Raw genomic sequence first — 13,259 nt, forward strand, 5'->3', positions numbered from 1 at the left:
AATATATAAATATAATTTATTGAGGGAGAGTTAAATGGAATTTTGTCCTAAATGTGGAGCTATGTTACTTCCAAAAGATGGAAAATTAGAATGTGGCTGTGGATATAAAGAAGATTTATCAAATGATAATGAAGATTATGCAGTTTCAAAGAAAGTTGAAGCTGAAGAAACTGTTAAAATGCTTGGAGAAGATATTGATATGGGTCCGGGCATTACTGAAATTTGTCCTAAATGCGGACATGACAAAGCTACCTATGAGCTAAAACAAACCCGTAGTGCTGATGAAGCTCCTACACGTTTTTTCACTTGTAAAAAATGTAAACATAAATGGAGAGAATACAGTTAAAGAGGATTTTTATGAAAGATTCTAAAGAAAAAGAGCATAGGATTTCAAATCTCAAAGAAATGATTGACCATGTCTCAGATGAGGATGTCAATGAGGAAGAAAATTTCGAAGACATCGAAGAAGACATTGAATTAATCAACTATCTGAATGGTAGAGACGGTGATGATTTAGAAATCGACGATGAATTTATCTACCACCCTAGTGAAGATAAAGGAGAAGCTATTAATTTAGAAGAAAATCCTATTGATGAAAATTATATAATAAATACTCCTAAAGAAAAAGATTCAGAGGAAGATAATTCTGCTGAAGGCGAAGATATACTTGATGATTTCTCAGATGGCATAAATGAAAGCTTTGATAATATAATCAATGCAAAAATTGGCAGAACACCAATACTTGCAGTCATCAGTACATTAATGGGATTATTACTCTTAGCCCTCTCAGCATATGAATTTTCTACACGCAGTGATAGAGTAATAGACAATGTCATATCTGGTGAAAGCCATTTCATGTCAGTCATATTACTAATATTTGGATTAATCTTACTAGCTTACGGATTGTTTAAAATTTTCGGATTCAAAAATCCATTCCAAGGACTGTCAAACAGTTTGGATTCGGTTGAAAGTGATAAACCACAAAAACCAACTCCTAAACAAAAAGAAAAAGAAGAAGATACACCTAAAGCAATCCCTAAAAGCAATATTCCTTTGGACAAAGAATCTTACAAAATAGGCGAATTCAATCTTGGGGATTTAAAAAATAAATTTAAAAAACCATCCAAACCAAAAAAATCAACCCCACCGACTCAAGAAGAATTAGATCAAATTCCACCTGCTCGAGAAAAACCTAAAGAGAAAAAAGGTCTAACCAGTGAAGAGATTGAAGAAATTGAATATGAACAGGTAGTCCTCGAAGGTGAGTCTATTGATGATATTTTTGCTGAAGTTGAAGATATTGAAGACATTCCTATAGTCTCTGTTGATAGTGAAAATAAAAAAGAAAAATAAGAATAAATTTTATTAGGGCCTGTGGTCTAGTCTGGAATGACGCAGGACTTCGGATCCTGAGATCGGGGGTTCAAATCCCTCCAGGTCCGCTAATTTTTTATACGAACAACCGCTTCTTTAAAGAAATCAGGAATAAGAGACCTGTACATTGGACTTTTAAACAACATGTTGATGTCACTGTCAATAATGTATGTGTAACATGAATCATCTTCTGCTCTCATTCCACGACCGTAAGCCTGCATAAGTGTCATAACTGTTTTATAGGCATACCATTTTTTATCCCTTTTCATTCTCATATTTACCTGCTTATCTCCAAGATACGGGAATGGCACTTTATAGATAACCTGGAATCTGCACTTATCATAAGGCAAATCCACACCTTCACTCATAGACGGTGAAACTAAAACAAGAGGATTTTCATCTTTTTCAAAGAAATTCAATATTTGCTCCCTGTTTTTTGATGTATGGGAAACCAGTCTGGAATTGTAAAGATTATTGAGAATATACTGCTGGCACTTATAACTGTGAGTATGAATCAGACCTTTATCGCCTTCATGTTTTTTAAGAATATCCTGAAGAATCGGAATGGTTTTAGGAGCAGTATTCTTTATCCTATTAGCAGACATTTTTCCGGCTAAATTTAGAATAATCGGCCTTTTTTCCTTAGTAAATGGACTGTCTACTTTAATATGATAGACTTCATTAGGGTTTAGACCCAACCATTTTGAAAACATCTTGTGTGACAATATTGTAGCGCTCATAAAGATTACAACATCACCATATTTTAACAGGTGATTTTTAGCATAATGGTGTACTCTCAACGGCTTAAATGTTACGCCGCTTTCTTCAGCGTCAATAACCCAATTTTTAGGTTCCTTTTCAAGATTATTGCTGAGGGTTTTTAATCTGGATATGGTGGATCTGATTCTATCGGCTTTATTTTTCTTAACATCCTTTAAATCAATTTCTTCATAGCTTTCCCTAATAGCTTCTATTTCCATTTTCCAGTCTGGAAGCTCACCATCCTTTAAGGTCTCAGGAGAAATGTGCTTATTAATATCATTTTCAAGGGTTCTGTTATACAAAGTAACTTCCATTGTTGCCATCAGTTTATTTTCAATATTATGAGCTTCATCCAAAATCAATAGGGAACGTGGAGCAAAATGTTTGACATAATTTAACTCCATAATCGCATAATCATAGTTCATTAATGTTATTGGAGAATTAATTGCATTTGCCTTTTGATTCCAGTAATGACAGTGATTGGCTGATTGATAAAAAACAGTCCCTCCGAAAGAATCCTCAAAAGCTAACTCTGCATCCAGTGAAGGATTTTTTGCAATACCATAAGGACAGTAAAAATTGCTTGAAGCAGGAGTAGTTTTACACATACCCATATCGCAGGTTACATCCAGATTTGAATTCAGACAGGCGAAATTTCCCCTTCCCTTTACAAGCGGAAAGCTAAACTCATTGGAATACTGGGACTGCAGCTGTTTTGTCATTGTTAAAATATATGCAGATTCATACATTTTAGCAAGAGTTGTAGCTATTGCGGATTTCCCGGTACCTGTACCTGCCTCTAAAATGATATATTTATATCCCTGCTTGATTGCATCACTGATATTTTGAATTATATCCAATTGTCCGGATCTAGGCTCATTAAAAGGGAAATTTTCAATAATATCATCATCAATATGGGGATATATCTCCTTTAGATATGCAGCGGTTCCCTCATCCAACTTATGATTATCAATTGAATAAACTTCAGGAATCTCATCATCCAATATGGAAGACTTGACAGTCTTTTGAAAACTAAATAAATTAGTTGGACCTTTTGATTTTGCATTACTTGAATTTTCGCAAGTACAATTACTTTTTAACATACCACAATTTGGGCAAAAAATCGAATTTGACATTAAAGATATATTAGTTAGTATAATATAAATAAATTATAGGAAGAGCATTTGAAAAGTAATATTCAAATCAAAATATTGTAATAAAAAGTGATTATATGACTGAAAAAGGAAAATTATATGGAATTGGTGTTGGACCTGGAGATACAGAATTACTTACATTAAAAGCGGCAAGAATATTAAAAGAAGTTCCAGTCGTATTTACACCAAAATCTTCAAAAGAAAAAGACAGTATTGCATTATCTATAGTTAGACCAGTACTTGAAGAAAGAGATGATTATAAAAGATTAATGCTTGTTACACCAATATTTCCAATGATTGAAGATAAAGATGAACTCGAAAAAATCTGGACAAGTGCTTCTGAAATGATTTCACAATACTTGGACAGCGGAAGGGATGTTGCCTTTATCACACTTGGCGACCCGTCCGTATTCAGTACATATTCATATATTCAAAAGAAATTGAAAGAAAATTATGAAATTGAAACTGTTCCGGGAATTACATCATTTACTGCATGTGCTGCAGCCAGAAATGAAGCTCTGGTAGAACAAAACCAAATCTTAACAATCGTTCCTAAAATTGACAAAAGAGTAGAACAGGTTATAGAATATAGTGATTCAATCGTTTTAATGAAGGCTTCAAGAAATACTTCAAATCTGGAAAAAACAATTGAAGAAAAAGAAAGACCTAAAGATATTTACTCCGTACAGAATTGTACCCGTGAAAATGAAAAAATTATTGAAGGCTTTTCTGATGAAAAACCTTATCTTACAACAACAGTAATAAAATTCAAGGATGATTAGCTAGGTTTAACACCTAACGGTTCAATTTCAAATACGCATTTTTCATCTCCCATAGTATAACATTGAATTTCTATAACACTAACAGGGAGATTGAAAAATTCACCAAATAATCCTTCAAGAATTCCAGTATCTAAAAAACATGCTGGTTTTCCAGTTTTTGGGAGAAATTTACATTCAAAGCAATCATAGGTAGTAATTTTAATTATTTGACCAATTTTAAATGTTAACTTTCCTAAACCTTTTCTCTGCCAGAAATCAGAAATATTCTCCATAAAAACATCCAAATCCTCATCATATAATTTTTCAAAAAGAGATTTACCTATGCTGTTGCCTGTAGCCTGTAAAATTGGATCTATATTAATTCCTTCCTGAATAAGCATTGCTTTTAATGTGTGGAACAGTAATGTAGAAAATTCCTCATCTTCCTCAATGAGATTTTTGATTAAATAGTCCGCCTGAGTTTCTTCAATCTCTTTTGGCTCAACAACATCTACAGAACCTATATATTTTGAGTTTAAATAGAATATTTTTTTCCGGTTATCTGCCGGATTAACTTTATAAGATATAACACCAGTTTCCCGTAAACCTTTAAGATGAACTGATACTGTTGATTTTGATTTTCCAGTGTTATTGACTATTTCGTCGAATTCCATATCTCTGTCTCTTAACATTTCTAGAATAGTAAGTTTTACTGGACTTTTGATTACGTTAACACCAATATTGTCATCTGGATTTGAAAAAATCTGGATAGGCTTCTGTTCACTCATACTGATATCTCCTGAATATATAATAATATTTAATATTAATGAGTTAATAAATATATCTATCTAGTGAAAAAAAGACTTTGTTTAAAAATATTTATAAATAATGAACATAATGTAAATTAAAAATAAAATAAATACAAACTGTTTGTTTATAATATATAAAATAGTTCGTAATATGTATTGATTAAAAATTTTTTAAAAAAAATTAAAAAATAGAGGATAATAACTTAATTATTCAGAATTGAATACACATATAACATCAATAACACTATAATCAATTAAAATACTTTTACTTACATCCAATTATTGGATAAATTTATGATTTAATATTTAAATAATCTTTGGATAATTAATTAACCAAATTTGTTGAAATTTTTCAAATTTTTTAACATATGATTATAAAAGCCTGTTGATTTTAAAAGCTACGTTAATGATGAAGTCAAACAAGTAAATGAATAAATAATATTACATTTAATTTAATTAACATTAACATCAATAATATATCAAGGAATAATTTTTTGAAATATGAATGTATTCACAATTGTTCAATTCATGAAATTTTAAAGGGGAAAAATATGACAGATGAAAAATCAATAAATGAAAATAACGCAAACCGTATGAGTAAAAATGAGTATTACCTTGCAATCGCCTTTGCTGTATCAAAAAGAAGCACCTGTCTAAAACGACGATACGGAGCGGTAATAGTCAACAACGATGAAATAATCAGTACAGGTTATAATGGAAATCCAAGAGGAGAAGAAAACTGTTGCGATAGAGGAAACTGTCAAAGAATGAACCTTCCATCCAATTCAGGCAACTATAACGACTGTTTTTCAGTGCATGCTGAACAAAATGCAATGATTAGTGCAAGCAGAAATGAAATGCTTGGATCAACAATTTTCCTTGCTGGAGAAAAGTATGATAATGGAGAGTGGGTGGAAATTGACGATGCTGAACCTTGTCCGATATGCTCCAGAATGATAAAAAACTCCGGAATTGATAAAATCGTAAGTAAAAAAGGGATTTTAAAACTACGTGACTGAACTTTAACATCTGTCAAGATATTAATCTCCAAAAAAAGCATTAACTTCACTAAACAATCAATTTGTATCTTATTAACAGCGATTTTGAGTAATTACAGTACAAAAATACATGAAAAAATGTCTAAAACTAATTATAATTTATTGTTTCAGTTAAAAATATTTAACAAAAAAATAAAAAAATGGTAAAAAATCTATACTATTACTTGACTAATGATATCTTCACTAACTGCAGTAATTTTAACTAATTTACCATCTTGCAAGTATTCAAAGTTATATTTGTCTTTACCGTCGTCAACCTCTTTTATAAGGAAACCATCTTTACCGGCAATTTGTTTCTTTTGAGCATTAGCAGGATTAATTGAATCAATTTTTCCATTATTTTTGGTACCTACTTTGAATTCTAATTTGTCTCCGGCTGCATTTTTATATTCGGCATTTACTTCAGTGTCAACAGGAGTTCCGTCTATATCTTCTTTATCATTAGAATCACTTGTATCCGTACTTTTCTCAACTACATTATATCCATCTGGAATTTTAAACTGAATACCATCTAAAGTTAATTCTTCAGTTGCACTTATAGCAGCCACTGCAGAAACAGCTACAACCAGGAATAATCCAAGAACTAATACTTTTTTCATATCCATAATTTTCACCCCCACATGTTTATATTAATATGTAATATGAAAATTATATTTAATATTATTGGATTTTTAACAAAATTGTATAATTTTTTTCAATTTTATATTTCATTGTATCGCAATTATAGTTATAAACTAAATGTTTCCACAATCGCATAGAACTAGCTACAAATTATTGATTCAATGCATTTTTTGTAATACGGATTGCACCCGCACAATGAATTCGAACTACCTTATGTTCATCATTATCCGCAAAGTATTGTAATTTATCAAAATAAGGTTTAACACACATAGGTTTTCTTTTTCCAACTACTCTAAACATTTCAGGCGCTTCAATGCGAACCTTTTCATTTGAATCGGAAATCAAATCATGAAAAATATCTAATTTTTTACAAAATAGCTCCGGAGCGTTTGTTGCTATATTTTCACAAGCCCAAACAAATGAAAGTCTAACCTTACCTATTTTATCATTTCTTGTTTTCATCAATTTATCAAAATACGGACATATCAAGTCTTTGTCTGCTCTTCCAATCCTCCCCAATGCATTGATTGACCTTTCCCTCAATTTTGGATTGTCATTTTCCAGATACTCAGAAATTAGTTCCACATATAATTTCACATGTTGAGGATATCTTAATCCCATCTCACCAAGCATCCATAACGCTTTTGCTTTAACATTAACAGAATAACTTTCATTCAGGATTACTGCAACATTATCTATATTGTTTTTCCAATTTTCATTGCTCTTCTGTATTTTCCTTAATTCTTTTAATGTTTCTTCTTCATCCTTTTCAAGCATTATTTAACCACTAACTAAAATAATGATGGAAATATATTAATTTATTTTAAATTATCTCAGAATTAAATTCTTCTGCAGTTTCAGGATCATCATAATCATTGAAAGGACTTTTACCACAATCCAATTCTTTGATTTTTTCAATATCCTTTTTATTTAATTTAAAATCAAAAATATCAATATTTTCTTCCATTCTTTTTGTTTTAATAGACCTGCATGAAAATGGAATATCTCTGTCTATCAACCATCTGAATATAACCTGTACTGTACTTTTATCATATTTTTCTGCAATTTCTAAAAGGATTTTATTTTCAAATAAATTATTTAACCCCTCAGAAAGAGGCCCCCAACTTTGATGGACAACTTCCAATTTATTCATGATTTCATTTGCTTCATATTGCTGAAAATAAGGTGTTGTTTCAACCTGATTGACTTGGGGAACAATGTCAAAATTCATAGTCAAGTCAACCAAACGGGCGGAATCAAAATTTGAAACACCAATAGACAATAATGTTCCATCTTTTTGTAAGTCCTGCAATGCCCTGTATGATCCATAATAATCTCCAAAAGGTTGATGAATGAGTAGTAAATCAAGATAATCAGTTTGTAAATCTTCCAATGTTTTATTAACCGCTTTTATTGTTTTGTCATATCCTGAATTGCTAACCCAATTTTTACTGGTTAAATAAATCTCTTCCCTAGGGATTTCAGATTCTTTGATTGCTTCACCAACTTCTTTTTCATTATAATATACCTGTGCACCATCAATTGCAGTATAACCCCTTTCTAGAGCATTAAGAACTGCGTTTTTTGTATCTTTAGGGCTGATTTCATAAACTCCATAATTTACAAAAGGTAATTTTTCGTTGTTGTTTAATTTTTTAAATTTCATAAAAATCCATCTTGTAGTATCAATTCATTGTTTTAAAAAAATTTTAATGTTAACTATCTTTTAGTATTTCCTATTTAAAAAATATTAATGAAAAAAGAAGAGAATACTTTAAAAAAATACAGAATTAAATTTGCCAGATGACAAAATTAAAGAAAAAATCCATAAACAAATATAAAGAATAATAAACAAATCTATGATAAAACAATCCCACATGTTGATTTGTTAAAAAGAGAATAGGTTAATTTTTCAAAAGTTGTACAGACTGCATTAATGAAAAAGTTTTCCAAGAATATAAATAATTCATCCATTTCCTTAAAAAAACGATATAAAAAATTATACAATACAAAGTATATATCGCATAAAAAGAGAAATTCAGAATCATCTGTCCATTAAATTAGATATTACTCCTAAAAATGACTGGATAGAAAAACGAAATCAATAGCTAACAAATTGACAGTAACAAATATAATGTTAAATAAAATATATATAAATTAATAGGTTTGATATATATGAGCAAAGAATTTAATTCCATAAATGAACATTTATCAAAAATCTATGCTGATTTTGATGAATCAACTTTAATCTCTCCAAATAATAGTAGAGAAAAGGAAAAAGGTATAATTACTAAATCAGAACATGAACTTGAAAAAGAAAATCTAGTTGGATTTATAAATTCCAATTCAATTTCTATTAACGAACTTTTATTGGCAAGTTTAACATTAACCCTGAATAAATTCAATTTTTCAGATGAAACTTTAATTTTCAATCAAAATAATGTTCCATTCGCCACTAAATTTGAAAACAGAAATATTTCCATTAAGGAATTTCTTGAAAATATTCATGAGATTTATAATGAAACTTTAGAATTTGATGAATATATTAATGAAGATACCCTTCTTTTAAAGCCTGAATTTTATTACAGTTTCAATGAAGATTTAAAATCAGACATTGAATATTCAAATTATTTAAAAATTGTTGAAAGTGACAAAAGTGTTTTATTATCCTTATTTTACAATAGTGAATTATACACAAAGGATTTCATCAATTCATTCCTATCAAGCATTGAAAATATTATAAACCAATTTGTTAATATTGATATCGGGAAAACAAACATTGAAGATATTGCACTTGTAAGTGAAAAAGAAAATATTGAGTTCACTGAAGTTGAAATGCCTATATTCCACAAACGCTTTGAAGAGCAGGTTAAAGCAAATCCCGATAACATTGCTCTTGTAGCCGAAGATGCAACATTCACTGCTGATGAACTTAACCAAAAAGCAAACAAAATCGCAAATGCATTAATCAAAAAAGGAGTTAAACCAAAAAGCAATGTCCTTGTAATGCTTCACAGAAACAGCGATTTAATAGCATCAATATTAGGTATCCTGAAAGCAGGATGTGCATACATCCCAATCGATTTGGAATACCCGAAGGACAGAATCAACTACATATACGAAAACAGCCAAGCAGACTACATTATTTCAGATGAGGATAAAGAAAATTCATTAAACATTAAGGAATTACTTAAAGAGGAAAATACTGAAAATCCGGATGTCGAAATTACTCCTGATGATTTGGCATACATGATTTACACCTCAGGTTCAACCGGAAATCCAAAAGGAGTAATGATCTCACACGAAAACATCTGTAACGAAGTGCAAAATCCAAAATCACAATACAAAAGCTTATTATGTATTACAACAATTTCTTTTGACGTGGCTATGGATGACATATTTTCAGCACTTGGAAATGGAATCAAACTGATATTTGCAAATGATATCCAAATCAAAAACATTCCTAAACTAACCGAATTAATCAACGAACATAAACCGGAAGTGGCTGATTTTACCCCATCCAGAATGGCTTCACACCTTGAAGTGGAAGAATTCTGTAAAGCCATAAGCTGTTTGAAATGTTTATTCCTCGGAGGAGAACAATTTTCAACCAAAGTATACGAAGACTTCAGAAAATACTCTGATGCAATTGTATACAACAGTTACGGACCAACCGAGACAACAATTACCTCAAACAACAAAGAAGTGACTGACATTAATGATATAACTGTAGGATTTCCTTTAGACAATTATATAACTGATGTTCGTGATATTGATGGCAAACTAGTGCCAAATGGAGTAATGGGTGAATTATACATTGGTGGTACTGGTGTAGGTAAAGGATACTACAACATGCCGGAAAAAACCGAAGAAGTTTTCCTTACTATCAACGACATTCCATATTACAGAAGTGGAGACTATGCCATAGAACTTCCAAATGGTGAAATCGACATCAAAGGAAGAATAGATAATCAAATTAAATTAAGAGGTTTAAGAATAGAAATTGGTGAAATTGAAACAAACATTAGTCAATATCCTAATATAAAACAAGCTGTTGTTGTAATTAAAGAGATAAACAATAATGACCACTTATGTGCATATTACACTGCTGATGAAGAGATTGATAGCAATGATTTAAAGGAGTATTTAAAAGACAAACTAACTCGTTATATGGTTCCAACAGTATTTATGCAACTTGATGAGATGCCGCAAACACCAAACGGTAAAACAGACTTGAAACAACTACCGGAACCACAATTAAGATTAGCATTAACACTTCCGGAAACAGAAACAGAAATAAGATTGCATGAACTCGCTTCAACCATTAGTGAAACAAAAGAGTTCGGTACTACTGATGATTTATATGCCATTGGATTTACTTCATTAACACTGATGAAATTAAATGCTAAGATTTATGATGAAATGGGCGTTAATTTAGACATAATTGCTTTATTGAATGATCCTACAATAAAAAATATTGCAAATGAAATTGAGAATAATGATTTACTTGATTTAGACAGCATAATTGAATTATCCCAGGATACAGAGTATTATCCATTAACAGAAAATCAAATGGGAATCTATTATGAATGTATTCAAAGTGGAGATGTTGCACAATATAATCTTCCGTCAGTCATAAGATTTGGCAGTGAAATTGATGCTGACAGATTAAAAGAAGCTATTATCAAGACAATTGAAACATATCCATATCTTAAAGCCAGAATTGTTCTAGAAAAAAGTAAAGTGATGATAAAACGTGACGATTCAATAGCTATTGATACTATTCCAATTGTCAGTGTTGAAGATATTTCAGACGATGAAATTGAAAAAGAAAATCTAAAACCATTTGATTTGCATAATGACCAATTATTTAGATTTAAAATTTATAAAACTCCTACTGAAACAATTTTATTCTCTGATGTCCACCATATAATTTCTGACGGAGAATCTTTAGATAAGTTATTCACAAACATTGCTAATGCATATCAGGGAATTGAAATTGAAAAAGAGGAAATTGACGGTTACATTAACAGCCTGATTGAAAACGAAAATGAAAACAGTGAAAAATATGAATCATCCAGAAAATTCTTCCAGGACAAACTGTCCCAGGAAATTGATTCAACTGTTTTGACCCCTAATTTGAATGGAAACTTTGAAGACGGAACTTTAAAATCAATTTCCAAAAATATTAATCCAGATTTGATTAGTGAATTCTGTAACACAAATAAAATAACTCCAAATGTTTTGTTCATGGCAACAACAATGTTAAACCTTAATAAGTACACATTCAGTGATAAAACACTGATTACAACCATTTTTAATGGACGATCAAACTCATTATACAGCAATACCCAAACATTGTTAGTTAAAACACTTCCTATTGTCTCAATAAACGATGATAGAACTTTAACAGTTAAAGAATATTTAAAATCTATAAATGATATTTGGATGGACACCATTAGTCATTCAGATTATCCTTATACTAAAATTTCCGAAGAATTTAAATTAAAACCTGAGTTTTTCTATGCATACAACAATCTTGACGCTGAAGAAATTGAAATTGATGATAAAGTTTATAAAGTCAAGTATTTGAATTCACTTGAAGTCAATTATAAAATATCTTTGGATGTTAATGAAACCAAAGACAATCTCGAATTGTTTATCCAATATAATGACCAGTTGTACAGTGAAGATTACATAGAAACCTTCTTAAATTGCATAGTTAATGTAATAAATCAATTAATTGAAGCGGATATTGAAAAATTATCTATTGGTGAAATAGAATTGAGTGAAAATAAAGCAATACCTACATTTGACCCTATCGATAATCCTTTCTTACATGGACGCTTTGAAAGACATGTCGCTGAAAAACCTGACAATATTGCTCTTGTTGCAAGTGATGCTACATTAACTTACAAACAATTAAATGAAAAAAGTAATAGGATAGCCAATTCATTGATAAAAAAAGGTGTCGAACCTGGAAATAATGTTTTGGTAATGCTTCCAAGGACCAGCAACCTCATAGCAACTATCATTGGAATATTTAAGGCAGGATGTACATTCATACCAATAGATTTAGAATATCCTGCAGAAAGAATAAAATATATCTATGAAAATAGTGAGGCAGACTATATAATCAATACCGATGGAACAACTAAAAACACCTTGGACATCAATGAATTAATAAGGGAAGAAAATGTTTCCAATCCAAATGTTGAAATAACCCCTGATGATTTGGCATATATGATTTACACTTCTGGATCAACAGGTAATCCTAAAGGAGTAATGATAAGTCATGAAAATGCATGTAATGAAGCTGCAGAAAATCCAAAATGCGAATATTCAAGCATATTGAGTATTGCAACAATAGCATTTGACACATCCCTTGAAGATATCCTAACCGGAATTACAAACGGCATTAAAATCATATTTGCAAATGATAATGAGATAAAAAATGTTGTTGATTTAACTAATTTAATCAAAGAAAACCAACCGGAAGTAATGGAATTCACACCATCCAGATTGCTGTCTTATCTTGAAATTGAAGAGTTTTGCAATGCGATAGGTTGTGGAAAATGTATCGTAATGGGCGGAGAACAATTCTCAGCCAAGGCATTCAATGGAGTCAAACAATACACCAACGCAAAGGTATACAACAGTTACGGACCAACCGAAGCAACAATCGCATCCAACTACAAAGAAATAACTGACCCAGAAAAC

At 30.7% G+C, this 13,259-nt stretch carries 10 protein-coding genes and 1 tRNA gene; 6 read left to right on the plus strand and 5 right to left on the minus strand.

All coding sequences use genetic code 11. The features are described from left to right. The first annotated feature begins 34 nt into the window (after window positions 1-34). The 3 genes from QZU75_RS09795 (at window position 35) to QZU75_RS09805 (ending at window position 1,442) form a co-directional block, all read left to right on the plus strand. On the plus strand, window positions 35-346 hold the full coding sequence (locus QZU75_RS09795) for a transcription factor S (protein WP_296883375.1): 312 nt from the start codon (window positions 35-37) through the stop codon (window positions 344-346). A gap of 11 nt (window positions 347-357) precedes the next feature. Beyond that, window positions 358-1,353: a topoisomerase IV gene (locus QZU75_RS09800; protein ID WP_296883377.1), complete on the plus strand. Its 996-nt coding sequence runs from the start codon at window positions 358-360 to the stop codon at window positions 1,351-1,353. Window positions 1,354-1,368: 15 nt separating this feature from the next. Next, window positions 1,369-1,442, plus strand: a tRNA-Arg gene (locus QZU75_RS09805). Here QZU75_RS09805 and QZU75_RS09810 read toward each other — a convergent pair. Beyond that, window positions 1,443-3,272, minus strand: coding sequence for a helicase C-terminal domain-containing protein (locus QZU75_RS09810; RefSeq protein WP_296883378.1), 1,830 nt, complete (start codon window positions 3,270-3,272; stop codon window positions 1,443-1,445). A 95-nt stretch (window positions 3,273-3,367) separates the two neighbouring features. On the opposite strand from QZU75_RS09810, the gene cobI reads away from it, so the two are divergent. Then, window positions 3,368-4,072 carry a precorrin-2 C(20)-methyltransferase gene (gene cobI, locus QZU75_RS09815; RefSeq protein WP_296883380.1) on the plus strand — a complete coding sequence of 235 codons (705 nt, stop codon included), beginning with the start codon at window positions 3,368-3,370 and terminating at the stop codon, window positions 4,070-4,072. Here the strand turns inward: cobI and QZU75_RS09820 are convergent. Next, window positions 4,069-4,839, minus strand: coding sequence for a V4R domain-containing protein (locus QZU75_RS09820; protein ID WP_296883382.1), 771 nt, complete (start codon window positions 4,837-4,839; stop codon window positions 4,069-4,071). The genes cobI and QZU75_RS09820 overlap by 4 nt on opposite strands. Before the next feature lie 572 nt (window positions 4,840-5,411). Between QZU75_RS09820 and QZU75_RS09825 the strand changes: the two genes are divergently transcribed. Further along, a complete protein-coding gene (locus QZU75_RS09825) occupies window positions 5,412-5,879 on the plus strand; it encodes a dCMP deaminase family protein (protein ID WP_296883383.1) in 468 nt (155 codons plus the stop codon). A 191-nt stretch (window positions 5,880-6,070) separates the two neighbouring features. On the opposite strand, the gene QZU75_RS09830 is transcribed toward QZU75_RS09825, so the two are convergent. The 3 genes from QZU75_RS09830 to QZU75_RS09840 form a co-directional block, all read right to left on the minus strand. Further along, entirely contained in the window at window positions 6,071-6,523 is a 453-nt protein-coding gene (locus tag QZU75_RS09830; protein ID WP_296883385.1) for a hypothetical protein, read from the minus strand. A gap of 166 nt (window positions 6,524-6,689) precedes the next feature. Then, on the minus strand, window positions 6,690-7,316 hold the full coding sequence (locus QZU75_RS09835) for a sister chromatid cohesion protein PDS5 (RefSeq protein ID WP_296883387.1): 627 nt from the start codon (window positions 7,314-7,316) through the stop codon (window positions 6,690-6,692). 46 nt (window positions 7,317-7,362) lie between these two features. Beyond that, window positions 7,363-8,205, minus strand: a complete 843-nt coding sequence (locus tag QZU75_RS09840; protein ID WP_296883388.1) for an aldo/keto reductase — start codon at window positions 8,203-8,205, stop codon at window positions 7,363-7,365. A gap of 509 nt (window positions 8,206-8,714) precedes the next feature. Between QZU75_RS09840 and QZU75_RS09845 the strand changes: the two genes are divergently transcribed. Next, the coding region (locus tag QZU75_RS09845; RefSeq protein WP_296883389.1) for a non-ribosomal peptide synthetase at window positions 8,715-13,259 on the plus strand (4,545 nt) is incomplete at its 3' end.

Source organism: uncultured Methanobrevibacter sp. (genome assembly GCF_902764455.1).
GTDB lineage: Archaea > Methanobacteriota > Methanobacteria > Methanobacteriales > Methanobacteriaceae > Methanocatella.

Bases quoted from the DNA above. Each gene is read 5' to 3' on its own strand.
- QZU75_RS09810 (WP_296883378.1), bottom strand. From the start codon at position 3,272: ATGTCAAATTCGATTTTTTGCCCAAATTGTGGTATGTTAAAAAGTAAT.
- QZU75_RS09820 (WP_296883382.1), bottom strand. From the start codon at position 4,839: ATGAGTGAACAGAAGCCTATCCAGATTTTTTCAAATCCAGATGACAAT.
- cobI (WP_296883380.1), top strand. From the start codon at position 3,368: ATGACTGAAAAAGGAAAATTATATGGAATTGGTGTTGGACCTGGAGAT.
- QZU75_RS09830 (WP_296883385.1), bottom strand. From the start codon at position 6,523: ATGGATATGAAAAAAGTATTAGTTCTTGGATTATTCCTGGTTGTAGCT.
- QZU75_RS09825 (WP_296883383.1), top strand. From the start codon at position 5,412: ATGACAGATGAAAAATCAATAAATGAAAATAACGCAAACCGTATGAGT.
- QZU75_RS09800 (WP_296883377.1), top strand. From the start codon at position 358: ATGAAAGATTCTAAAGAAAAAGAGCATAGGATTTCAAATCTCAAAGAA.
- QZU75_RS09835 (WP_296883387.1), bottom strand. From the start codon at position 7,316: ATGCTTGAAAAGGATGAAGAAGAAACATTAAAAGAATTAAGGAAAATA.
- QZU75_RS09795 (WP_296883375.1), top strand. From the start codon at position 35: ATGGAATTTTGTCCTAAATGTGGAGCTATGTTACTTCCAAAAGATGGA.
- QZU75_RS09840 (WP_296883388.1), bottom strand. From the start codon at position 8,205: ATGAAATTTAAAAAATTAAACAACAACGAAAAATTACCTTTTGTAAAT.